We start from the raw sequence: 21,803 nt of genomic DNA on the forward strand, positions 1-21,803 counted from the left end.
GCGCTGCAGTTCGCCCAGCGCCAGATCCGCGCCGACCACGCCGCCGCCGCCCTCCAGCGCCTGCGACAGCGTGAGCCCCAGCGCCTGCGAGGACTGGAAGTGGTAGGGATCGGTGGCCTGCAGCCCTGCCTGGCTGCGGGCGCTCTGGTACCAGGGGCGGGTGCCGGGGCGATATTCGGCCGGCCGCTGCAGTTCCGCCAGCTGGACGCCATCGCGGTCGAGAAAACGCCAGTGCTCGGTGCGGCCGTCGGTGTCAGCGAGGATGGTGCGCAGCGCGAACCAGGTATCCGCCGGCGCGGCCAGGGCCTGCGTCACCGCCGGATCGCCGCGCACGCCGATGGCCTGGACGAAATCATCGTTGTCCAGGCCGAGATAGACACCGTAGAGATTGGGATTCTCCCGCACCGCCACCAGCAGTGCCGGCGCCACCAGCGCGGTGTCCAGCCGGCCGTCGCGGTGCAGCTTGACCGCCTCCACGCTGGCCTGGATGCGCACCAGCCGGCTGGCGGAGGCGATCATTTCCTGCAGGCGCGCTGCATTGTGATCGGCGATGTGGGCGAAGATGCCGGTGGCGCTCTCCTCCGCCATTTCGTCGAAGCGGTTCCAGGCGGCGAACAGGAAGACGCCCATCAGGGAAACGACGAACACCGCCAGCAAGGCCGTGGTCAGGTAATGAAAGCGCAGCTTCAGCCCAGCCGGAATGCCCATTTACCGTCCTTTGCCTGCGCTCCCAGGGCTACCGGTCGATTGCGGCGAGCGTGGAAGCAAGGTATTACTTACGGCCTGCCCGTACCGGGCAACCCCAGTTCCCCGGAGTCCCCATTGAACTATCTCCGATCGCTCTGCCTTGCCGCGATGCTTGCGTTTGGCCTATCCGCGCACGCCGAAGACAATGCGCGGATAGGATACGTCAAGACACTCAGCGGCGATGCGAACATCGTAAGCGGCGAAACCACCAGTGCGGCGCGTGTCGGCAGCGCGCTGAAGCTGGGCGACCGCATCATCACCGGCGCCAACGCCAGCCTCGGCCTGATCCTCAAGGACAACACCGTGCTCTCCCTCGGCCCGGACACCGAGATCTCGGTGGACGACTATCTCTACGCCCCAGCGCGCGAAGCGCTGCGGCTGGACGCCCGCATCCTGCGCGGCACGCTGCACTACATCTCCGGCGTCATCGCCAAGCTCAAGCCGGAGGCGGTCACCGTACGCACGCCCACCGGCACCATAGGCGTCCGCGGCACCCGCTTCGTCGTCAAGGTGGCCGACTGACATGCGCGAACTCATGAATTCCACCCGCAACAAGGCTTTCCTTGCCCGCCGCAGCGCGATCGGCCTTGCCGGCGCGCTGCTGATCGCCGGCTGCGCGCCGCAGTCCTACCTGGTGCTGCTGGAGAACCCCGGCGGCGGCACCGGCAAGGTGCTGGTGACCGGCCCCGGCGGCCAGCAGGCCAGCGTGGAACGCGCCGGCGACGCGCTGGCACTGGCCGCCGACGGCCCCCGCCCGCTGATGGTGGATGGCGATCAGGTGCAGCGCGACTTCGGCGCCGCACTGGCCGCCCAGCCGCCGCTGCCGGAGAGCTTCCTGCTCTACTTCGAGGGCGGCGAGCGCCTGACCGCGGAATCCCTCGCCCGCCTGCCGGCCATCCTCGCCGCCATCGGCCGCCGGCCGGCGGCCGATGTCTCCATCATCGGCCACACCGACACCGTGGGGAACGCCAGCGCCAACGAGGGCCTGGGGCTGGCGCGTGCCGAGGCGGTGCGCAAGCTGCTGGAGAGCGAAGGCGCGAAGCCGCTGGAGATGAACGCCACCTCCCACGGCGAACGCAATCCGCTGATCCCGACCCCGGACGAAACCCAGGAGCCGCGCAACCGCCGGGTCGAGGTGACGGTGCGCTGAACGCATTCCGCGCCATCGGCAAGGGGAAGGATAAGGGCGCCGGGCCTGGACCACGGCGCCCTTTCTTTTTGCGGAGCTGGGGCGCGCCCTTGCCTGCGCCACAGGCCGAAGCCGGAGCCTCTGCCCTCGCGGCGCGGCTACTTCCCTTCCAGCACCACCAGGTCGTCCCGCGCGCCGGCCCGCAGCCGGGCGAGATGCAGGCGCACCAGCGCATCCTCCGGCCGCAGCGCCGCGAGCTCGGTGAAGGCCGCGAGCGCGCCCTCGTCGCCCGCAGCCAGCAAAGCGTAGGCGGCGGCGTAGGCACCATCCTCCGGCTCCGCCGGGGTGTAGGCCATCAGCGCCTCGCTGCGGCCCTGCAGCATCAGCCGGCCGACCGGCCGCACCGGCGCCTGCGGGCAAGCAGCCAGGGTTGCCGCCGACAAGCACAGCTGGGTGCCGAGGTACTTGTTCGCGCCTTCCAGCCGGGAAGCGGTATTCACCGCGTCGCCCAGCGCGCGGTAATCGAAGATGGCCTTGCCGCCGAAATTGCCGACGATGACTTCGCCGGTATGCACGCCCACCCGGGTGTGACCGAAGGGAACGCCCTGCGCTGCCAGCTCCGCCGCATAGGCGGCGCCGAAGGCGGCCATCTCCCGCGCGCACGCCAGCGCCCGGCAGGCGTGGTCGGCCTGCGGCACCGGCGCGGAAAACATGATGGCCACCGCGTCGCCGACGATGCGGTCCAGCGTGCCCTGGTGGCGGAAGGCGATGCCTATCATTTCGTCCAGGTAGCGGTTGAGCAGGGCCACCGCCTCCGCCGGGTCCAGCTTGTCCATCAGCGCGGTAAAGCCAGCCAGATCGGTGAACACGAAGCTGCACACCTGCCGCCTGCCGCCCAGCGCCAGTTGCTCCGGATGCGCCACGAGATGCGCCACCAGGTTGGGCGACACATAGCGTGAGAAGGCCCGCCGTATCCAGCGCTGGCGCCGCTCGCCGGCGACATAGCGGGCGATGCCGGCGGCGATGAAGGCGAGCAGCACCGTCAGCGCCGGCAGGGCGGGGTCGAACAACAGCCCGTGGCGGGAGAAGGCGGCCCAGCCCGCCCAGCCGAGCCCGCCCAGCACCAGCGCCAGCACGCCCAGCGCCAGCGGCGTCGCTGCCCGGGCCATCGCCAGCACCACCGCCAGGCAGCCCAGCAGCAGCGCCAGGCTCTCCACCGCCGGCGCCAGCACGGGCCGCTGCAGCACGTCGCCGGCAAGGATCTGCTCCAGCACCTGGGCGTGCGCCTCCACCCCGGGCATGGGCCCGCTCACCGGACTGAAGCGCAGGTCCATCAGGCCCTGGGCGGAGGAACCGACCAGCACCAGCCGGCCGCGCAGGTCCGCATCCGCCTCGCCGGCCAGCACCCGCCAGGCCGGCAGGTAACGGCCGGCATCCGGCCGGGCGTAATGGACCCAGACCTCGCCGCGCGGATTGGTGATGATGTCGCGGGTGCCGATGCGCAAGCCGGCCAGGCCGCCATGGGCATCGCCCATCAGGGTGTAATTGCGTGCCCGCTGCTCCAGCCGCAGCACCTCGGCCACCAACGCCGGCACCGTCGCTTCGCCGAGGCGGAACACCATGGGCACCCGCCGCACCACGCCGTCCGGGTCCGGCACGAAGCTGATCGAACCCAGCCCGGCGGCCGCCTGCGCAAGCGCCGGCAGCGGCATCACCGCGGCGTCGAAGTGGAAGAGGCGCTGCACTTGCGGCGCGCCACTGAGCACGAAACGGAAAGGCCAGCCGGCATCCCGCGGCGGCGCACCCCGCTCCACCGCGACGAAACCCAGCGCCGCCGGTACCTGCGCCAGTGCGGCGGCGAAAGCCTCGTCATGGTCGGGCAAGCTGGCAAGCTCGCCGCGCAAGGGCGCGGGCACCTGCCACAGCGCGCCCATGGCCGCTGGCGAGGTCCGGTCCGCCTCGGCGAACAGCACGTCGAAGCCCACCGCCGCCACGCCGGCACCGTCCAGGCGCTGCAGCAGCTCCGCCAGCCGGGTGCGCGGCCAGGGCCACTGGCCCAGCCGGGCGAGGCTTTCCTCGTCGATGTCCACCACCCGCACCGCCGCCTCTGCGGCAGGGCGCGGCTGCCAGCGCTGGAACTGGTCGAACACCGCATGGCGCAGCGCGAGCACCGCCTGCGGCTCCAGCAGTTGCAGGACGAGGCCGAGCACGGCGATCAGCAGGGGAATCGACAGGGCAGCGGGCGAAATGCGGTGCCGGAGAGACATCCTGGAGAAGACGGGAAAATGGGCAGAGCGGCCATCATAGCCGAGCGCCGCCACCTGCTTTGCCGCGCGGAAAGCGCGTCTCCTTTATCATCGCCCCTCCCGCCCCAGCTCCGGAAACACCATGGACAGCCCCGCCGCAAGCGACGACAAGACCTACTCCCTGAGCCCCGCCGAACTCCGCGTACTCGGCGTACTGGCCGAAAAAGCCTTCCTCACGCCAGACGCCTATCCGCTGTCGGTCAATGCGCTGACCACCGGCAGCAACCAGCTCACCGCCCGCGAGCCGGTGATGAGCCTGAGCGAGGCCGAGGTGCAGGCGGCCATCGACAGCCTGATCGGGCTGCGGCTGGTGAGCCGCCGCGACCAAGCCAGTGGCCGCGTCTCCAAGTACGAACACCAGCTGCGGCTGCGCCACTCGCTGCCGCCGGCCGAGCAGGCGGTGCTCGCGGTGCTGCTGCTGCGCGGCGCCCAGACCGCCGGCGAGATCCGCCAGCGCTGCGAGCGCATGCACCGCTTCGACGACATCGCCGACGTGGAGGCTGTGCTGGAGCACCTGGCCGAGAAGTACCCGCCGCTGGCGGTCAGCCTGCCGCGCTCGCCCGGCACCAAGGAGACCCGCTACATGCATCTGCTCGGCGGCGAGGAGGCGCTGGAAGCGGCACAGGAAAGCGCTGCCGCCGGGGGCGGGGGCGGTGGCCGCGGCCGGCTCGGCGAGCTGGAAGAAGAGGTGAAGCGGCTGCGCGAGGAGGTGGAGACCCTCAAGCGCGGCTTCGAAGAATTCCGCCGCCAGTTCGAATAGGGCCGGACGCATGCTGATCCATCCCCAGATCAATCCGATCGCCTTCTCGGTCGGCCCGCTGTCCGTGCGCTGGTACGGGCTGATGTATCTGATCGCCTTCGTGCTCTTCATCGTGCTCGGCCGCCTGCATGCACGCCGGCGCCCCGAAAGCGGATGGACGCCGCAGGCCATAGACGACCTGCTGTTCTACGGCGTGCTCGGCGTCATCATTGGCGGCCGCCTGGGCGAGGTGCTGTTCTTCCAGCCCGGCTACTACTTCAGCAACCCGGCCGACATCATCGCGGTGTGGAAGGGCGGCATGAGCTTCCACGGCGGCTTCCTCGGCGTGCTGGTGGCGATGTGGTTGTATGGCCGCAAGCACGGCCGCGGTTTCTGGGAGGTGACGGATTTCATCGCTCCCATGGTGCCGCTGGGCCTGGCTGCCGGCCGCATCGGCAACTTCATCAACGGCGAACTATGGGGCCGCCCGGCCAGCCCGGACCTGCCGTGGGCGATGGTGTTTCCGCTGGTGGACGATCTGCCGCGCCATCCCTCGCAGCTTTATCAAGCCGCCGGAGAAGGGCTGCTGCTGTTCCTGATCCTGTGGTTCTTCGCCGCCAAACCACGGCCACGGATGGCGGTATCGGCGCTGTTCCTGCTCGGCTATGGCTGCCTGCGTTTCATCGCCGAGTTCTTCCGCACGCCGGATCCGGGCATCTTCGGCACCTTGTCCATGGGGCTGTCCACCGCCCAATGGCTGTGCGTGCCCATGGTGCTGGCCGGCGCGCTGCTGTTCGGCTACAGCCGGAAGCTCAGGACCTGACCGGACGGCGGCGGCCGGGCTGCCGCCAGGTCGTGCCGGCGCCATACGCGGCGGCCCGGCAAGCAGGAAAACGGAGAAAGGAGGCGCGGCCGGCGGCGCTGGAAGCCGCTTTCCCCCGCCCTCACGCCAGCGGACGCCGGGCAAGGGAGACGCAGTGGTTTCAGTGGCGGCTGCGCGCCTCGACATCGGCCGCGATGCGCTCCAGGCAATCGGGCAGATCCGCCGCCACGACGACATGGTCTGCTCCCAGGGCGCGGGCGGCACGGGCGGGCATGGAGTCCACACCCGGCACCACCGCCACCGCACAGGTTCCCGGCGACACCCGCTTCAGCAGGCCCACCAGGCGAGCCGGCTCATGCTCGGCAATGCGCCAGTCGACCACCAGCACCTCCGGCCGCATGCGGAAGAACAGCCGCATGGCCTCGCTCTCCCGGTCCGCCTTGCCAACGATGCGCACGCCGGAGCGGATGGCGATTTCCGCCTTCAATTTGGCACAGGTGGGCGTCTCCGGCACGGCGAGCAGCACACGCAGCGGCGTGGTCTGGTGAGCGGTCATCAGGCAGGGCTGGCAATCGGGAATCGTCACGGCATACCTCCACCTCCACGATGGCATACGCCCTTGACAAGCATCAACCCCTCGCATCAAAGGGTTTATGCAACACGTCACACTCGCTGCGTCATGGCGCCGGCGGGGCTTTGCGGATGCCGGTCGGAGATGTCCAGATAGGTTCCCACCACCCGCAGGGCATGCCCCTCGCCATCCCGCTCCACCACCTGCCCCACCGAGCTGAACCAGCGGTAGATATCGCCTGCAAGGCGCAGGCGGAACTCGCACTGGTAGGTCGCCACCCGCCCGCCAAGGTAGGCACGGAAGCGCTCGCGCACCCGCTCCCGGTCTTCAGGATGCACCCGCTCCAGCCAGGCTTCGGCCGATTCGCTGAAGGCCTCCGGCGCCGCTCCCACCATGCGGGCGACGCTCTCGTCGTGCTCGACCACGTCGCCATCCACCCGGTAGTCCCACAGCCCCAGGCCGGTGGCACGTATCGCCAGTCGCAACCGCGCCTCCCGCCGCAGCAAGCCTTGCTGCAACTGGGTAAGGCGGGCAAAGCCCAGCCTGACCAGGATCCACAGCAGCACCGAGGTAACCAGCACGAAGAACAGCCCCTTGTAGGTCTGCAGCTCGGTGAGCCGGGCCGGCTCGCTCACCCACAAGGAAATCACCTGGTCGGAATAGATGATCCAGGCTACCGCGAAGGCAGCGTAGATCAGGGTGGCCGGCAGCGCCAGCAGCCCTGGCGAAGGGGATGGCGGAAGCGGGGGAAGGGGAGCGTCGCTCATCAGCACATCCTCCTGCCGGCGGGGGTAAGCCGATGTTACGCCAAGGCCGGCGACACGGGCAGCCCCTGCCGGCAGGCCCTCCGGGCCGCCCGCGGGCCCTGCGCGGGGCGGCGCGATATCATGGCGCCACCCACTCGGCCCGTTTCTGGAGACTGTCCATGTCCGCCACCGACCTCTTTTCCCGCGGGCTTTCCCGCATGCGCGAGATGGTCGCCAACGCCACCGCCAAGCCCAGGGAGCCGTCGGAGAAAATCCTGGAACGGATCCGCCAGCAGTTGCATGAATGCGCCGAAGGCCGGGGCGGCGAAATATCCACCCGCCAGCGCGCCGCCCGCCTGGCGGAAACCTATCTGGGCCTGGACGACGGCGGCCGCCGCGCGGTGCTGCGCATGATCGCGCTGGAGTTCGGCCCCGACCCCGCCCAGGTGGCCACCGCGCACAAGGCCTACCAGGCCGCGGTGGGCAGCGAGCGGCAGTGGGACGCGGAGGCGCAGCTGCGCGCGGCCATGCGCTCCCGGCGCATCCGCATCCTCACCCAGTTCAATGCGATACCGCAGGGGGTGAAGTTCCTGGTGGACCTGCGCGCCGACCTGCTGCGCTACCTGCCGGAGGAGCCGCTGCTGAAGCCGCTGGACCGCGAACTGGAGGCTCGGCTCACCGCCTGGTTCGACGTCGGCTTTCTCGAACTCACCCGCATCACCTGGCACTCGCCGGCAGTGCTGCTGGAGAAGCTGGTGGAGTACGAGGCGGTGCACGAGATCCGCTCCTGGAACGACCTCAAGAACCGGCTGGACACCGATCGCCGCTGCTATGCCTTCTTCCACCCGCGCATGCCGCTGGAGCCGCTGATCTTTGTCGAGGTCGCCCTGCTGGAGCAGTTGGCCGACAACGTGCAGCAGCTGCTGGACGAGCATGCGCCGGTGCAGGACACCCGCCGCGCCGACACCGCCATCTTCTACTCCATCAGCAATACCCAGGCCGGTCTGCGCGGAATCTCCTTCGGCAACTTCCTGCTCAAGCGGGTAGTGGAAGACCTGCAGCGCGACTTCCCCAAGCTGAAGTGCTTCGCCACCCTGTCGCCCCTGCCCGGCCTGGTGCGCTGGGCGGGCCGCCATCCGGAGGAGCTGGCCAGCGCGCTCACGCCGGCCGACTGGAAGAAGCTGGCGGCGGCGGGCGTGGAGGGCCCAGACTCGCCCCGCCTGGGCGCCCTGCTGGAGGGCAAGGCGGAGTGGCAGGACGACCCCGCGCTGGCGCGTGCGCTCAAGGAGCCGCTGCTGCGGGTGGCGGCCCATTACCTGCTGCACACCGCCGGCGACAGCCGGCCGGTGGATCCGGTCGCCCGTTTCCACCTGGGCAACGGCGCCCGCGTGGAGCGGCTGAACTGGATGGCGGACAGCTCGGCCAAAGGGCTGGCGCAGTCCTGGGGGCTGATGGTCAATTACCTCTACGCCCCCGACCGCATCGAATCCAACCTGGAGGCGTATGCCAGCGAAGGCCGCATCGACGCCTCCCCCGCCGTCCGCCGCCAGGCCCGGCGCTGACCGCAGGCGCAATCCGCTGGCGATCATGACGCATGTCTCACCCGCCGCTACTACGCCGGCCGTATGATCCCAAAGTGGTTACGGGCACCATCGGCACCCTGCCGGCGGAGTTGACCGCCACGCCCCCTAGCTGACGGATATCTCCCTCGTGCGCCTGCCCTTCCGGCCCGCTTCAATCCGGGTCCGCCTGTTGCTCGCCAGCACCGCCGTCCAGGTGGTGCTGCTTACCCTGCTGGTGGTGAACAGCGTCCGCCTGATGAGCGAGGCTGCTTCCGCCAGCCTGGACACCCTGGTCGAGCAAAACGCCAGCATGCTGCACGCCATGGCCACCGCCTTCGGCGAACAGGAACGCTACCCCGCGCTGCAGGACCTGCTCGGCGAGTTGCTGGCCGATGCCCACGGCGGGCTGGCTTATGTGCGCATCGGCGATGGCCAAGGCCACCTGCTGCTGTCCGCCGGACGGCCGGAGCTCGAACCGCTGCCCGTGGGCAGCGCCGCCCTGCCGGCAGACATAGAGCGAGCGCTCGCGGAACATGTCATCCACATCCGCCGGCCCTTGCTGCTGCCGGGCAATGAAGTGGGCTTCCTGCAATTCGGCGTTTCGGTCTCCATCCTCGCCGCCGCGCGCAAAGCCATCATCGAGCAGGGCACGCTGATCGCCTCCGCCGAGCTGCTGCTCACCTTCCTGCTCATCTCCTCGCTCGGCTACCTGCTCAGCAGCAAGGTACGCCGCCTGCTGGACGGCAGCCGCGCCATCGCCGACGGCCACTTCGAACACCGCCTGCCGGTGTATGGCAATGACGAGCTGTCCCGGCTGGCACGCCACTTCAACCTGATGGCGGCCACGCTGCAGGAACGGGTGGGCGAGCTGCAGGACACCGCCGACCGCCTGGCCGCCAGCGAGGACCGCTACGCCCTCGCCATGCAAGGCGCCAACGACGGGCTGTGGGACTGGGACATCCCGGGCAACACCATCTACTACTCCGAACGTTTCCGCGAAATCGCCGGCCGCCATGCCGACGACCTGCCCGGCTCGCCCCAACAGGTGCTGGACCTGCTTCACCCGGACGATGTGAAGCCCTACCGCCAGCGCATGGCCGAACACCTCAAGGGCATCAGCGCCCGCTTCACCTGCGAGCATCGCATCCGCCTGCCGGACGGCGGCTACCGCTGGGTGGTCACCCGCGGCGTCGCCCGCCGCGGCGCCAGCGGCCGCGCCATCCGCATGGCCGGCTCCATCGGCGATGTGGACATGCGCAAGCAGGCGGAGCAGCAGCTGGTGCACGACGCCCTGCACGACGGCCTCACCGGCCTGCCCAACCGCGCCCTTTTCATCGAGCATGTGCGCCGCGCCATCGGCCAGCAGCACCGCGATGGCGACGAGCGCTTCGCGGTGCTGGCGATCAACCTGGAACGCTTCAGCCTGGTGAACGACAGCTATGGCCATGCCACCGGCGACGCCCTGCTGCGCAGCATCGCCGGCCACATCTCCGCCTCGCTGCGCGCCGGCGACATCGTCGCCCGCGTCGGCGGCGACCAGTTCGCCGTCCTGCTGGACGGGCTCAAGGACAGCGCCGAAGCGCTGCGCCTGGCCGAATCCCTGGTAGAGCTGCCGGCCTTCGCCCTGCCCGCCACCGGCAAGCCCTTGCACCCCAAGTGCCGCATCGGCGTCGCCCTCGGCGAGCCGGACTACGAGGACGCCGGCGCCCTGCTGCGGGATGCCGACAACGCGCTGCACAAGGCACGTCAGGCGGAGGACTCGCCGGTGGCCGTCTTCCACGCATCCATGCACGCCCAGACGCTGCTCACGCTGCAGCTCGAATCCGACCTGCGCCAGGCCCTGCAAGAACGCGCCCTCATCGTCCATTACCAGCCCATCGTCACCCTGGCCGAGCAGCGGCTGAGCAGCATGGAGGCGCTGGTGCGCTGGCCGCACCCGACCCGCGGCCTGATGGCGCCCAACGTCTTCATCCCCCTCGCCGAAGCGCTGGACCTGGTGCACGAGCTCGGCATGCAGGTGCTGGAACAAGTGTGCGCAGACCTTGCCCGCTGGCAGGGCGAGGGCTACGCGCCGCCGCCGGTCAGCGTCAATCTCTCCGCCCGCCAGCTGAGCCGGCCGGCGCTGGCCGCCGAGTTGCTGGACGCCATCGCCCGCCACCGCATCGCGCCGACCTGCATCCGCATCGAAGTCACCGAGAGCCTGTTCGCCCGGCCCGACGGCCCGGCCAAGGCCGCGCTGCAGCAGCTGCGCCAGGCAGGCGTCATGGTGCTGATCGACGACTTCGGCACCGGCTTCTCGGCGCTCAGCTATCTGCACACCATCCCTTGCGACGTGGTCAAGCTGGATGGCTCCTTCGTCCGCTCGCTGACCGACGACGCCCGGCTGCGGGCCATCGTCCGCCGCAGCATCGAGCTGGTGCACGATCTCGGCATCGCAGTGGTCGCCGAGTGCATAGAAACCGAAGACCAGGCCGCCCTGCTGCACGAAATGCGCTGCGACTACGGCCAGGGCTACCTCTTCTCCCGGCCCTTGCCCGCCGACGCAATGACGGCACGGCTCCCGCCCCCGCTGGCGTTGGCCGGATGAGGCTGCTGCGCCTGCTCCTCGCCTGCGCGACGCTGCTGCAGGCCAGCGCCTCGCACGCAGAAGCGCCGGATGTGCGCTGGTCCGGCTTCGCCACCCTGGGCATGGTTTCCACCTCGGCGAGCGATCTTCGTTATGCCCGCATCGGCGTCGATCACCCCGGCGCCGAGAATCCGGATTTCGGCCCGGACACGGTGGCGGGCCTGCAGGGCAACTTCCGCTTCGGCGACCGGCTCGGCGCCGCGCTGCAGGTCATCAGCCGCGAAACGCCGGAGGGGAGATACGCCCCGCGGCCCAGCCTGGCCTTCCTCAGCTACGCCCTGAGCCCAACGCTGACGGTACGCGCCGGCCGCATGCGGGTGCCCTTCTTCATGCTGTCGGACACGCTGGACATCAACTACGGCAACCCGTGGGTCCGGCCGCCGGGCGAGGTCTACAACCTCAACCCCTTCCCCGACCTGGATGGCGTCGACCTGCTCTACCGCCTGCAGCTGGGCGAAACCCAGCTGGAGTTGCACCCCTACGCCGGCCGCAGCGACATCCCGCTGTACAAGGATGGCGACATCGGCCTGCGCGAAGCCCTGGGCCTTAACCTCTCCCTCACCCACGGCAACCTCCTGGTGCACCTCGGCCATGTGCGCGCGCGCCTGCAGCTGCAGTGGAGCGACCCGGATTATCGCCAGTTAACCAGCGTGCTGCAGATGCTGGGCCGCGCGGACGTGCTTGCCGACCTCTCCGGCAACGACGGCCGCGCCCGGTTCAGCTCCGCCGGCTTCCAGTGGGACGACGGCGTCTGGCTGCTGATCGGTGAATACGCCCGCCGCGAGAACACCCGCTACGCCAACAGCAGCCATGGCTGGCATCTCACCGCCGGCCGCCGCTTCGGCAACTGGCTGCCTTTCGTGACGCTGGCGCGGCAAACCCAGGACAAACCGGTCGCCCGCGCCGACCTCGGCGACCCGGCACTCGCCCAGGCCTTCGACGGCTTCCTCGCCTCGCGCAACGTCGCCCAGCGCAGCGCCACCCTGGGTCTGCGCTGGGACTTCGCCGCCAATGCCGCGCTCAAGACCGAATGGGCGCGGACCCATACCGACCGCGACGGCTGGGGCAGCTTCTTTCCCCGCGGCGAGCCCGCCGCCGCCGATATGCGCGGACGCACGATAGACACGCTGAGCCTGTCCCTGGATGTTGTCTTCTAGAGGCCCCCTCCTCGCCTGGGCCGTCGCCCTGCCGCTGGCGCTGTGCATCCGCCTCGCCTGGGCGGACATCGCCCTGGTCACTGGCCGCCAGTCCGACATCCAGGATCTGAGCCGGGAAGAAGCCACCCAGCTCTACCTCGGCCACCGCGCCACCCTGGCCAACGGCCAGGCCGCCGTGCTCATCGACTTGCCACCAGGGCCGGTGCGCGACGCCTTCTACCTCAGCCTCACCGGCAAGAATCCAGCGCAGATCCGGGCGTACTGGTCGCGCCAGGTCTTCACCGGCCGCGCCCTCCCCCCGCGGCAGGCCAGCGGGATGGAAGAAATCCTGCGCTGGCTGGCGGAAGGGCGCGCCAGCCTCGCCTACCTGCCGATGGAAGCCCTGGATCCGCGCGTCCGCGTGCTACTGACCTTGCCCGCCCCCTGAACCGTCGCAGCAAATCCTGCTGCAGTCCCCGCAAGCTTGTAGCGAAGCCGACAAAAAACGGGCCTCCGGCACAGCTCGGCAAACCCCAAGCACCCGCCGACCTGGCCTGCAGCTGCCGGGATCGCGCATAAACACCGGGGCTTGCCCTCATCGAAAATCGGCGATGCGCCCTCCCGTCAGGTGCCCCTGACGATGGCCCGCTTCCTGCTTTGAGACGAGGGAGAGCAGCCTGCCGGAGAGCAGGACGGCATATGCAATAGGCACATCTTTCCGATCGCCCATGCTGCAAGCCGGAGAAGTAAGTCACAGACGCGCAGAGCCCTGTACCGCGCGGACTTGACGAAAGCTGCGCAATGGTGATGTAATGCAAATCATTCTTATTTGTATGGCGATGCAACATGACAGCAGAGTCGATTGCTCCGGCAGATACATGCGCCCCGGTAGCCCGCGACCTGCCCAGGTTCGCGGAAAGGCAGGCCACCCCGGCCGAGCCCCCGATCCCCAGCAGCATGCTGCTGCTGGGGCGGACCAGCGTCACGATCGACCATCAGGGTGTGCAGTACGTACTCCGCACCACCCGTGCGGGAAAGTTGATTCTCACCAAGTAGCACGGCCAGGAACGGCAAAAACCCTCAACGAGGCTAGACTATGTATGTCTGTGTCTGCAACGCGGTAACCGAGCGGCATATCAACGAAGCGGTACGCAATGGCGTGACCACCATGCGCGAGTTGCGCAAGGATCTCGGTGTCACTGCCGAATGCGGCCGCTGCGCGGTATGCGCTCGCGATTGCCTGCGCGCTGCAATGGCCGAACAGGCCCCGGACTACGGGATGCCCGCGGGCGTCCTGCCCTCGTTTCCCCTTGCCGTGGAGGCCTCATGAAAGGCGACAAGAAAGTCATTCAGCTACTCAACAAGCAACTGACCAACGAACTGACGGCGATCAACCAGTACTTCCTGCACGCCCGCATGTACAAGAACTGGGGCCTGATCAAGCTGGGCAAGCACGAGTACGAAGAATCCATCGAAGAGATGAAGCATGCGGACGATCTCATCGAGCGCGTGCTCTTCCTCGAAGGCCTGCCCAACCTGCAGAACCTCAACAAACTGATGATCGGCGAGAACGTGCCCGAGTGCCTCGCCGGCGACCTGAAGCTGGAGCAAGCCTCCCGCGCCGATCTGGTCGAGGCGATCGCCTATTGCGAGTCCTGTAAGGACTACGTCTCCCGCGATCTGCTGGAAGACATTCTCGAAGACACCGAAGAGCACATCGACTACCTGGAAACCCAGATCGACCTGGTTGCCCAGGTGGGCCTGCCGAACTACCTGCAATCGCAGATGGACCCGGAGGCCTCATAACCGGCCCGTGCTGGAGCGTCCGCCGGACGCTCCAGCAGCAACCGGTGCGCTCAGCCGACGGAGATTCGCATTGCCATGCAAACCAGCCCGCCCCGCCCGCGCACCGACAACCGTGCAGTACCCGCGTTTCCCGCGCGGCGCTTTGCGCTCTACCTGGCCATCGCAGCCTTGCTCATGCACTTGCTGATGGAACCGTCCCTGGCCGGCATGACCTTGAACCTGCGCTGATTACGATGTCGACTTCCCGCTTCTCCCCGGATTTCCACCGATGACCGCCGCTGCCTCCCCGGCTCTTGCCCTGAACGGCGACAACAACGCCCAGAAGTCGCACCAGGCGCGGCAGGCGACTCCGCCCGCCGCCCCGCAGCCGCCCTCCGGCGGCAGGCGCAGCAGCGGCCGCACCGAGCGCGCCTCCCTGGCCGTACTGGTCCTGGGGCTGCATCTGGGCGGCCTGGCGACCATGGTCTATTTCGGCGCCAAGGTCACCATCCCGCCCCAGATCACGCCCATCCAGGTCGCCTTCATTCCGCTGGAAGCGCCGCCTCAACCCGAACCCGCGCCGCCCGCACCGCCGGTGAAGGTCGAGAAACCCACGCCCCCCAAGCCGGTTCCGCCCAAGGTCGAACCCAAGCCGCGCCCCAAACCGGTGGCCCGCGAGCCCGAACCAACGACCACCTCGGAAAGCGCAATTTCCGCCGAGAAGCACGAGCCGACTCCGCCAGCGCCACCGCAAGCGCCCCCGGCTCCCCCCGCACCTCCGGCACCGACGCCACCCGCGCCCGTCACCGCGGCACGCTTCGACGCCGACTACCTGAACAACCCTGCCCCCAGCTATCCGCCGCTATCGCGCCGCATGCGCGAAGAAGGCCGGGTGATGCTGCGGGTGCTCGTCTCCCCTGAAGGTTTGCCGGCCAAGATCGAGCTCTCCAAGAGCTCGGGCTCGGAACGGCTGGACAATGCAGCCCGCGACGCGGTGACCCGCTGGCGCTTCGTTGCCGCTAAGCAGGGCGATCAGCCCATCGAAGCCTGGGTACTGGTACCCATCGTTTTCAATCTCGAAGGAAAGTAAGCCCCATGGAAACCACACAAGCCTTCGGACTTGCCCACCTCTGGGCCCAGTCCGACATGGTCATCCGCATCGTTGCGCTCATGCTGCTGGTCATGTCCATCACCAGCTGGTACCTGATCCTGGTGCGCAGCCTGCGCCAGCTGCGCGCGCGCAGCTTCGACGACGCGGTCGAATCCTTCTGGGCGGCGCCCGACCTCACCGAGGGTCTCAAGCGCCTGAGCAAACGTGCGCCGGACTCCCCCTTCGAGTCCCTCGCCCAGCAAGGCGCGGCTGCCACCGACCACGTACGCCGTCACACCCACCGCGAAACCCTGGGCGGCAAACTGAACGCGGATGAATTCATCACCCGCGCGATGCGCAAGTCCATCTCGCTGTCCACCGCCTCGCTGGAGTCCGGCCTGACCATGCTGGCCTCCATCGGCTCCACCGCGCCTTTCGTCGGCCTGTTCGGCACCGTCTGGGGTATTTATCACGCGCTGGTGAATATCAGCGCCTCCGGCATGGCCACGCTGGACAAGGTTGCCGGCCCGGTGGGCGAAGCGCTGATCATGACCGCCTTCGGCCTCTTCGTCGCCATCCCGGCCGTGCTGGCCTACAACGCCTTCACCCGCGCCAACCGCGTCGAGCTTTCCGAACTGGACGCCTTCGCCCACGATCTGCACGCCTGGTTCTGCACCGGCGCCCGCATCAGCCCGCTGAACGAGCGTGAAGAGAACGCCCCCAGCGCGCCGGTGCGCCTGGCCGGTGCCGGTGGAGCTGCGTAAATGGCTTTCGGTGGCTTCAACCAGGGTAGCGAGCGCGCCCCGTCCAGCGACATCAACATGGTGCCGCTGATCGACGTGATGCTGGTGCTGCTGATCGTGTTCATGATCACCGCGCCGCTGCTCACCCACTCGGTCAAGATCGACCTGCCCAAGGCCTCCAGTCAGCCCAATACCGAGAAGCCGGAGACGGTCACGCTGGCGATCAACGAGGAAGGCAAGCTGTTCTGGAACAACGAGCCGATGGACGACGCTGTGCTGCCGGAGCGGCTGCGCAGCGCGGCGGCGCAGACTCCGCAGCCCGAGCTGCATCTGCGCGCCGACCAGAACACCCGTTACCAGAAGCTGGCGGAAGTGATGTCCCAGGCACGCGAAGCCGGCGTGGAGAAGATGGGTTTCATCACCCAGCCGGAAACGACGCACTGACCCGCCCTAGCCTCCCCAGCCCAAAAGAAAAGGCCACGCACTGCGTGGCCTTTTTGTTTTCCTGCGGAAGCCGCAGCGGTAGTGGCAGGCACGAGCGGCGGCGTTACACCCGCTTGCCCCGCACCCGGATGATCACGTCCACCTGCTCCAGTTCGACATGGGCGGGCAGGCTGGGCACGCCGATCACATGCAGCTCCTCGGCAGCGACATCGGTGAGCTCACCGGTATCGACGTCGTAGAGATGGTAGTGAGGCTCGACATTGGAGTCGTAGACCACCCGCTCCGGATCAACGATCAGTTCCTTGACCAAGTTCTTCTCGCGAAACAGTCTGAGCGTGTTGTACACCGTTGCGCGCGAGGTCTCCGGCACGGTATCGCGCACCTTGGCGAGCAATTGCTCGGCAGACAGGTGCACCGGCCGCGACAGCATGACTCGTGCGATTTCCAGCCGCTGCAGGGTCACCGGCACGCCGATGGCGCGCAGACGGTCGGCCAGGTAGCGGCTTGATGATGTTTCCATCTCTGTGGAGCCTATCGTGATTGATATCGGGAGCCTTTCCGGCCTGGCCGGGCCTGCTCGCCCGGTAGTCGGATCTTGGTATTACCCCCGATGACTGTCAATCGACCACGGACGGCCGGCATTCCTCCGGCATCCGTGGCCTGAGCTTGCCTGACTCAGTCGAAGGGCACCGGCCTCGGCGTTTCATTGGAGGAAGGCGGCAGCAGCGGCAGGATGAAGGAAGGCTGATCGCCGGTGAGCGTCTTCAGGAAGGCGACGATCTGGCCGATCTCCTCCTTGGAGTACTTGCGGCCGAGTTGCAGGCGGCCCATCACATCCACCGCGTCCTCCAGCGTCTGCGCCTGACCGTCGTGGAAGTACGGGTAGGTCAGCTCCACGTTGCGCAGGGTCGGCACCTTGAAGTTGAAGCGGTCTTCGTCCTTGCCGGTGACACCGGCACGGCCCTCGGCACCGCTCTTGGTCACATAGGGCTCAACCAGCCCCATCTTCTGGAAGGAGGTGCCACCCACCGCCGGCCCGTTGTGGCAGGCAACGCAGCCACTGTCCTTGAACAGCTTGTAGCCGGCCAGCTCGCGTTTGTTCAGCGCCTTGTCGTCGCCCTGCAGCCACTTGTCGAAGGCCGAGCCCGGCGTCACCAGGGTTTCCTCGAAGGCGGCAATGGCATCGGTAACCTTGTCGATCTCGACGCGGCTGGAGCCGTACACCGCCTTGAACTCGGCGACGTAGCCAGGGATGGATTGCAGCACGTCCACCGCGAGGTCATGGGTGAAGGCCATCTCGCCAGGGTTGGCGATGGGGCCGCCGGCTTGCTCCTTCAGGTCCTTGGCGCGGCCGTCCCAGAACTGCGCCACCGCCATGCTGGAATTGAGCACGGTGGGGGCGTTGATCGGGCCCTTGGTCCAGTTGTGGCCGATGGAGGTCTGCAGGTTGTCCGAACCGCCCATGGACAGGTTGTGGCAGGAATTACAGGAGATGAAGCCGGAGCGGGACAGCCGGGGGTCGAAGAACAAGCGCTTGCCGAGCTCGACCTTGGCCGGGTTCGTCACCTTGGCGGGCTGTATAGGTTGAATGGGCTCGTCCCGCACCGCCCAGGCGGAGCCGGCGGCGACAGTCGCGACCACGGCCAGCGCGATCCCGGTGGAATTCAGCTTCATGATGCTCTCCTTCGTGAGTTGATCCGCGCCGTTGCAGGCAGATCGGTAGCGCCGGCAACGGTCCATGACAGATCGGTCGATTAGACCCGTTCTAAACATGCAAGCGGATTTAACCCCTCTTCAAAGCATGGTTTCTTGACCCAGATCATGAAAGCAGCCCTATTCCACTTTCGTCGTAATCGGCAACAGCCCCTCGCCGCGCCTGCAATACGATACAAAGCCCCGCCGGGGCAGCCCGTATCCTTCAGCCCTCGACATTCGCCCGCCGTTGCGCCTTTTTCTCTTCTGAAAGCATGGACAAGCCCTCCTTCTCTTCTCCCGCAAGGCCGGCCAAGCCCCGGCGCTGGCCCATGTTCGCGATCGTGGGCGGCGTCGTGCTGCTTGGCGGCTACATCGTCTGGAGCAATTTCCTCCGCACAACCGATCCGCAGGCCCAGTACCAGTTCGCCACCGTGCAGCGGGGCGACATCGAGGACGTGGTCACCGCTACCGGCACCCTGCAGCCTCGTGACTATGTAGACGTCGGCGCCCAGGTGTCCGGACAGTTGAAGAAGATCCATGTCGAAGTGGGTTCAGAGGTGAAAGCCGGTGATCTGCTGGCGGAAATCGACCCCACCGTCTACCTCGCCAAGGTCGATGCCTCCCGCGCCCAACTGCGCAACCTGCGCGCCCAATTGAAGGAGCGCGAGGCCCAGCTCACGCTCTCCGGCCTGCAGCTGAAGCGTCAGCAGGCATTGATGCGCGAAGAGGCCACCACCGCCGAGTCGCTGCAGAACGCGGAGGCTTCGCTGCAATCCTCAGAGGCGCAGTTGGAAGCGTTGCGGGCGCAGATCGAGCAGATCGAGTCCTCGCTGCGGGCGGACGAAGCCAACCTGCAATACGCCCGCATCCTGTCACCGATGAGCGGCACCGTCGTGTCCATCAGCGCCCGCCAAGGGCAGACGCTGAACACCAACCAGAGCGCACCCACCGTGCTGCGGGTGGCGGATCTGAACACGATGACGGTACAGACCCAGGTTTCCGAGGCCGACGTCGCCCGCCTCAAGGTCGGCATGGAGTCCTACTTCACCACCCTGGGTGGCCAGGGGCAGCGCTGGTACGGCAGGCTGGAGAAGATTGAGCCCACGCCCACCGTCACCAACAACGTGGTGCTGTTCAATGCACTTTTCGACGTGCCCAATCCGGATGGCCGGCTGATGACGCAGATGACCGCCCAGGTCTTCTTCATCGTCGCCTCCGCACGCAACGCGCTAGTGGTGCCGATGTCCGCGCTCAACGTTGCCAGCCGGCCGCCGCGCGGACAGGGCCCCGGGCAACGCGAGCGCCCCGCCGGCGCCGGCGGCATGCAGACCGCCGCCGGCCAGGCGGGCGAGGGCGGCCGGGAGCGTGGCCCGCGCGCAGGCGGGGCGGAGCGTCCGGAACGTGGCGAGCGTGGCAGCGAAGCCGGTGGCGAACGCCGGCGGCCGTCCCAGGCCGGCGCGCATGGCCCCCGGCGCGGCATGGTGAAGGTCGCCAGGGCCGACGGCACGCTGGAGGATCGTCCGGTGGAGCTGGGCGTCAGCAACCGGGTACAAGCGCAGGTGCTGTCCGGGCTGGAGGAAGGGGAACGCATCGCCTCCGGCAATATGGTCGCCGCCCGCCCGCAGTCCGCCGACAGCCAGGCCCCGCGGATGCCGCCCCGGCTATGAAGCGCGAGCCTCTTCCCCTGGCACGGCCGGCGCCTTCGCCGGCCGGTCCGCTGATTTCCCTGCGCGGCGTCACCAAGACCTTCCGCAATGGCGAGCTCGAAACCGAGGTGCTGCACGGCCTGGATCTCGACATCTACCCGGGCGAGTTCGTCGCCATCATGGGCGCCTCCGGCTCGGGCAAGTCCACGCTGATGAATATCCTCGGCTGCCTGGACCGCCCTACCCGCGGCACCTACCGCTTCATGGGCGAGGACGTGGCCGGTTTCGGCCGCGACGATCTCGCCCGCCTGCGCCGCGAGGCCTTCGGCTTCGTATTCCAGAGCTACAACCTGATCGGCAACGCCACCGCCCGCGAGAACGTCGAGGTGCCGGCCATCTACTGCGGCATGCCGCCAGACGAGCGCCATGCCCGCGCCACCGCGCTGCTGGCCACGCTGGGCCTGGGCGAGCGCTGCAGCCATCGTCCCAGCCAGCTCTCCGGCGGCCAGCAGCAACGGGTTTCCATTGCCCGTGCGCTGATGAACGGCGGCCGCATCATCCTCGCCGACGAGCCCACCGGCGCGCTGGACAGCAAGAGCGGCGTCGAGGTAATGAAGCTGCTGCGCCAGCTCTCGGAGCAGGGCCACACCATCATCCTGATCACCCATGCGCGCGAGGTGGCGGAGGAAGCGCAACGCATCATCGAGATCCGCGACGGCAACATCCTCTCCGACCCCGGCCCACGTCCGCGCGAAGAACCGGAGCCGGACTTCGCGCCGCGGCGGGACCACAGCTCCTCGCTCACCGACGTGGTCGAGGCCACCCGTACCGCGCTGCGGGCGCTGCGCGCCAACATTTTCCGCTCCATCCTGACGCTGCTCGGCATCGTCATCGGCGTCGGCTCGGTGATCGCCATGCTGGCGATAGGGGATGGCGCCAAGCAGCAGGTGGTGGACCGCATCAGCGCGATGGGCACCAACCTGCTCACCATACGGCCGGGCGCGCCCAACCAGCGCGGGCGGGACACCACCGCCACGCTGGTGATAGACGACGTGCGCGCCATCGGCGAGTTGCCCAATGTGCTTGCCTCGGTGCCGGAGCAGAGCGCCAACGTCACCGTGCGCTTCGGCAACGCCGACCAACGCACCACCGCCAACGCCACCTCCGCCGACTTCATCATCGCCCGCAACTGGCCGGTCGCCTCCGGCACCTTCTTCAGCGCCGCCGACGAAGCGGATTACGCCACGGTGGCGGTGCTCGGCCAGACGGTGGCCAACGGCCTCTTCCCCGGCAGCGATCCGATAGGCCGCTACATCCTGGTCAACAACATCCCCTTCCAGGTCATCGGCGTCATGAGTGCGCAAGGCGCCACCGGTTTCGGCCAGGACCAGGACGACATCGTCTTCGTGCCCTACACCACCGGCAGCCTGCGCCTCACCGGCCAGCGCTTCCTGCGCAACGTGACAGTGGCGGTGGAAGACGTGGCGCGCATCGACGCCACCCAGGCGGAGGTCACCAGCCTGCTCACCGCCCGCCACGGCGTGGAGGATTTCCAGATCCGCAACATGGCTTCCATCCTGGAAACGGTGTCCGCCACCCAGAACACCCTCACCATCCTGCTCGGCGCGGTAGCCGCCATCTCGCTGCTGGTGGGCGGCATCGGCGTCATGAACATCATGCTGGTGTCGGTGACCGAGCGGACGCGGGAGATCGGCATCCGCATGGCCACCGGCGCGCGCATGAAGAACATCCTGCAGCAGTTCCTCATCGAGGCCCTGGTGGTCTCGGCGCTGGGCGGCGCCATCGGCGTCGCCGTCGGCCTCGGCGCCGCCGCCGTCATTGCGGCCTTCGGCACCGCCATCAAATACACCCTGGCGCCAGTGCTGCTCGCCTTCGGCTGCGCCTTCGCCACCGGCCTCATCTTCGGCTATCTCCCGGCACGCAAGGCCGCCCGCCTCGACCCGGTGGTCGCGCTCGCCTCGGAATGACAGACATGCATCCGCAAGCCCTCCCCG

At 68.3% G+C, this 21,803-nt stretch carries 22 protein-coding genes and 1 pseudogene; 17 read left to right on the plus strand and 6 right to left on the minus strand.

Annotated features, from left to right (window positions below):
* Window positions 1-708: pseudogene (locus GRF61_RS17385) on the minus strand (hypothetical protein); the annotation flags it as partial.
* Window positions 709-822: 114 nt separating this feature from the next.
* Between GRF61_RS17385 and GRF61_RS17390 the strand changes: the two are divergent.
* Window positions 823-1,269: a FecR family protein gene (locus GRF61_RS17390; RefSeq protein ID WP_211166041.1), complete on the plus strand. Its 447-nt coding sequence runs from the start codon at window positions 823-825 to the stop codon at window positions 1,267-1,269.
* A gap of 1 nt (window position 1,270) precedes the next feature.
* Complete coding sequence (locus GRF61_RS17395) at window positions 1,271-1,897, plus strand: OmpA family protein (protein WP_211166042.1); 627 nt, start codon at window positions 1,271-1,273, stop codon at window positions 1,895-1,897.
* A 137-nt stretch (window positions 1,898-2,034) separates the two neighbouring features.
* Here the strand turns inward: GRF61_RS17395 and GRF61_RS17400 are convergent, their stop codons facing one another.
* Window positions 2,035-4,143 carry an adenylate/guanylate cyclase domain-containing protein gene (locus GRF61_RS17400; protein WP_169151894.1) on the minus strand — a complete coding sequence of 703 codons (2,109 nt, stop codon included), beginning with the start codon at window positions 4,141-4,143 and terminating at the stop codon, window positions 2,035-2,037.
* Window positions 4,144-4,264: 121 nt separating this feature from the next.
* On the opposite strand from GRF61_RS17400, the gene GRF61_RS17405 reads away from it, so the two are divergent.
* Both GRF61_RS17405 and lgt read left to right on the plus strand, forming a co-directional pair.
* Complete coding sequence (locus tag GRF61_RS17405; RefSeq protein WP_169151895.1) at window positions 4,265-4,942, plus strand: YceH family protein; 678 nt, start codon at window positions 4,265-4,267, stop codon at window positions 4,940-4,942.
* A 10-nt stretch (window positions 4,943-4,952) separates the two neighbouring features.
* On the plus strand, window positions 4,953-5,744 hold the full coding sequence (lgt, locus tag GRF61_RS17410; protein WP_169151896.1) for a prolipoprotein diacylglyceryl transferase: 792 nt from the start codon (window positions 4,953-4,955) through the stop codon (window positions 5,742-5,744).
* Window positions 5,745-5,904: 160 nt separating this feature from the next.
* Here lgt and GRF61_RS17415 read toward each other — a convergent pair whose 3' ends face one another.
* Window positions 5,905-6,330 (minus strand): two-component system response regulator, encoded by a 426-nt coding sequence (locus GRF61_RS17415; protein WP_348982423.1) that lies wholly within the window; start codon window positions 6,328-6,330, stop codon window positions 5,905-5,907.
* Window positions 6,331-6,407: 77 nt separating this feature from the next.
* Window positions 6,408-7,082: a PAS domain-containing protein gene (locus GRF61_RS17420; protein WP_169151897.1), complete on the minus strand. Its 675-nt coding sequence runs from the start codon at window positions 7,080-7,082 to the stop codon at window positions 6,408-6,410.
* Window positions 7,083-7,240: 158 nt separating this feature from the next.
* Between GRF61_RS17420 and GRF61_RS17425 the strand changes: the two genes are divergently transcribed.
* The 11 genes from GRF61_RS17425 (at window position 7,241) to GRF61_RS17475 (ending at window position 16,447) form a co-directional block, all read left to right on the plus strand.
* Window positions 7,241-8,623: a malonyl-CoA decarboxylase gene (locus GRF61_RS17425; protein ID WP_169151898.1), complete on the plus strand. Its 1,383-nt coding sequence runs from the start codon at window positions 7,241-7,243 to the stop codon at window positions 8,621-8,623.
* 148 nt (window positions 8,624-8,771) lie between these two features.
* Complete coding sequence (locus GRF61_RS17430) at window positions 8,772-11,210, plus strand: EAL domain-containing protein (RefSeq protein ID WP_348982424.1); 2,439 nt, start codon at window positions 8,772-8,774, stop codon at window positions 11,208-11,210.
* Window positions 11,207-12,406, plus strand: coding sequence for a hypothetical protein (locus GRF61_RS17435; RefSeq protein ID WP_169151899.1), 1,200 nt, complete (start codon window positions 11,207-11,209; stop codon window positions 12,404-12,406). Before GRF61_RS17430 ends, GRF61_RS17435 begins: the two co-directional genes overlap by 4 nt.
* Window positions 12,393-12,833, plus strand: coding sequence for a hypothetical protein (locus GRF61_RS17440; protein ID WP_169151900.1), 441 nt, complete (start codon window positions 12,393-12,395; stop codon window positions 12,831-12,833). The genes GRF61_RS17435 and GRF61_RS17440 overlap by 14 nt, the downstream gene beginning before the upstream one ends.
* A gap of 509 nt (window positions 12,834-13,342) precedes the next feature.
* Entirely contained in the window at window positions 13,343-13,441 is a 99-nt protein-coding gene (gene hemP, locus GRF61_RS24870) for a hemin uptake protein HemP (protein ID WP_169151915.1), read from the plus strand.
* Window positions 13,442-13,481: 40 nt separating this feature from the next.
* The gene (locus GRF61_RS17450) at window positions 13,482-13,715 is read left to right on the plus strand and encodes a (2Fe-2S)-binding protein (RefSeq protein ID WP_169151901.1); all 234 of its coding nucleotides are present in this window, start codon (window positions 13,482-13,484) and stop codon (window positions 13,713-13,715) included.
* Window positions 13,712-14,191 (plus strand): bacterioferritin, encoded by a 480-nt coding sequence (gene bfr / locus GRF61_RS17455; RefSeq protein ID WP_169151902.1) that lies wholly within the window; start codon window positions 13,712-13,714, stop codon window positions 14,189-14,191. Before GRF61_RS17450 ends, bfr begins: the two co-directional genes overlap by 4 nt.
* A 75-nt stretch (window positions 14,192-14,266) precedes the next feature.
* On the plus strand, window positions 14,267-14,419 hold the full coding sequence (locus tag GRF61_RS17460) for a hypothetical protein (protein WP_169151903.1): 153 nt from the start codon (window positions 14,267-14,269) through the stop codon (window positions 14,417-14,419).
* 40 nt (window positions 14,420-14,459) lie between these two features.
* Entirely contained in the window at window positions 14,460-15,260 is an 801-nt protein-coding gene (locus tag GRF61_RS25090; protein ID WP_169151904.1) for an energy transducer TonB, read from the plus strand.
* 5 nt (window positions 15,261-15,265) lie between these two features.
* Window positions 15,266-16,024 carry a MotA/TolQ/ExbB proton channel family protein gene (locus tag GRF61_RS17470; protein WP_169151905.1) on the plus strand — a complete coding sequence of 253 codons (759 nt, stop codon included), beginning with the start codon at window positions 15,266-15,268 and terminating at the stop codon, window positions 16,022-16,024.
* Window positions 16,025-16,447 carry a biopolymer transporter ExbD gene (locus GRF61_RS17475; protein ID WP_169151906.1) on the plus strand — a complete coding sequence of 141 codons (423 nt, stop codon included), beginning with the start codon at window positions 16,025-16,027 and terminating at the stop codon, window positions 16,445-16,447.
* A gap of 103 nt (window positions 16,448-16,550) precedes the next feature.
* Here the strand turns inward: GRF61_RS17475 and GRF61_RS17480 are convergent, their stop codons facing one another.
* Together GRF61_RS17480 and GRF61_RS17485 are read right to left on the minus strand one after the other, a co-directional pair.
* A complete protein-coding gene (locus GRF61_RS17480; RefSeq protein WP_169151907.1) occupies window positions 16,551-16,967 on the minus strand; it encodes a transcriptional repressor in 417 nt (138 codons plus the stop codon).
* Window positions 16,968-17,122: 155 nt separating this feature from the next.
* On the minus strand, window positions 17,123-18,121 hold the full coding sequence (locus tag GRF61_RS17485; protein ID WP_169151908.1) for a cytochrome-c peroxidase: 999 nt from the start codon (window positions 18,119-18,121) through the stop codon (window positions 17,123-17,125).
* A 350-nt stretch (window positions 18,122-18,471) separates the two neighbouring features.
* Here GRF61_RS17485 and GRF61_RS17490 point away from each other — a divergent pair, with 350 nt between their 5' ends.
* Both GRF61_RS17490 and GRF61_RS17495 read left to right on the plus strand, forming a co-directional pair.
* Window positions 18,472-19,809 (plus strand): efflux RND transporter periplasmic adaptor subunit, encoded by a 1,338-nt coding sequence (locus GRF61_RS17490; protein WP_211166044.1) that lies wholly within the window; start codon window positions 18,472-18,474, stop codon window positions 19,807-19,809.
* A complete protein-coding gene (locus GRF61_RS17495) occupies window positions 19,806-21,776 on the plus strand; it encodes a MacB family efflux pump subunit (protein WP_169151910.1) in 1,971 nt (656 codons plus the stop codon). The genes GRF61_RS17490 and GRF61_RS17495 overlap by 4 nt, the downstream gene beginning before the upstream one ends.
* Window positions 21,777-21,803 lie beyond the last annotated feature (27 nt).

The sequence above is a fragment of the Azoarcus sp. TTM-91 genome, from assembly GCF_012911025.1.
Taxonomy (GTDB): domain Bacteria; phylum Pseudomonadota; class Gammaproteobacteria; order Burkholderiales; family Rhodocyclaceae; genus Azoarcus.

Bases quoted from the DNA above. Each gene is read 5' to 3' on its own strand.
- GRF61_RS17480 (WP_169151907.1), bottom strand. From the start codon at position 16,967: ATGGAAACATCATCAAGCCGCTACCTGGCCGACCGTCTGCGCGCCATC.
- GRF61_RS17395 (WP_211166042.1), top strand. From the start codon at position 1,271: ATGCGCGAACTCATGAATTCCACCCGCAACAAGGCTTTCCTTGCCCGC.
- GRF61_RS17485 (WP_169151908.1), bottom strand. From the start codon at position 18,121: ATGAAGCTGAATTCCACCGGGATCGCGCTGGCCGTGGTCGCGACTGTC.
- GRF61_RS17470 (WP_169151905.1), top strand. From the start codon at position 15,266: ATGGAAACCACACAAGCCTTCGGACTTGCCCACCTCTGGGCCCAGTCC.
- GRF61_RS17425 (WP_169151898.1), top strand. From the start codon at position 7,241: ATGTCCGCCACCGACCTCTTTTCCCGCGGGCTTTCCCGCATGCGCGAG.
- lgt (WP_169151896.1), top strand. From the start codon at position 4,953: ATGCTGATCCATCCCCAGATCAATCCGATCGCCTTCTCGGTCGGCCCG.
- GRF61_RS17475 (WP_169151906.1), top strand. From the start codon at position 16,025: ATGGCTTTCGGTGGCTTCAACCAGGGTAGCGAGCGCGCCCCGTCCAGC.
- GRF61_RS17495 (WP_169151910.1), top strand. From the start codon at position 19,806: ATGAAGCGCGAGCCTCTTCCCCTGGCACGGCCGGCGCCTTCGCCGGCC.
- GRF61_RS17440 (WP_169151900.1), top strand. From the start codon at position 12,393: ATGTTGTCTTCTAGAGGCCCCCTCCTCGCCTGGGCCGTCGCCCTGCCG.
- GRF61_RS17400 (WP_169151894.1), bottom strand. From the start codon at position 4,143: ATGTCTCTCCGGCACCGCATTTCGCCCGCTGCCCTGTCGATTCCCCTG.
- GRF61_RS17460 (WP_169151903.1), top strand. From the start codon at position 14,267: ATGCAAACCAGCCCGCCCCGCCCGCGCACCGACAACCGTGCAGTACCC.
- GRF61_RS17450 (WP_169151901.1), top strand. From the start codon at position 13,482: ATGTATGTCTGTGTCTGCAACGCGGTAACCGAGCGGCATATCAACGAA.
- GRF61_RS17420 (WP_169151897.1), bottom strand. From the start codon at position 7,082: ATGAGCGACGCTCCCCTTCCCCCGCTTCCGCCATCCCCTTCGCCAGGG.
- hemP (WP_169151915.1), top strand. From the start codon at position 13,343: ATGCTGCTGCTGGGGCGGACCAGCGTCACGATCGACCATCAGGGTGTG.
- GRF61_RS17405 (WP_169151895.1), top strand. From the start codon at position 4,265: ATGGACAGCCCCGCCGCAAGCGACGACAAGACCTACTCCCTGAGCCCC.
- GRF61_RS25090 (WP_169151904.1), top strand. From the start codon at position 14,460: ATGACCGCCGCTGCCTCCCCGGCTCTTGCCCTGAACGGCGACAACAAC.
- GRF61_RS17435 (WP_169151899.1), top strand. From the start codon at position 11,207: ATGAGGCTGCTGCGCCTGCTCCTCGCCTGCGCGACGCTGCTGCAGGCC.
- bfr (WP_169151902.1), top strand. From the start codon at position 13,712: ATGAAAGGCGACAAGAAAGTCATTCAGCTACTCAACAAGCAACTGACC.
- GRF61_RS17490 (WP_211166044.1), top strand. From the start codon at position 18,472: ATGTTCGCGATCGTGGGCGGCGTCGTGCTGCTTGGCGGCTACATCGTC.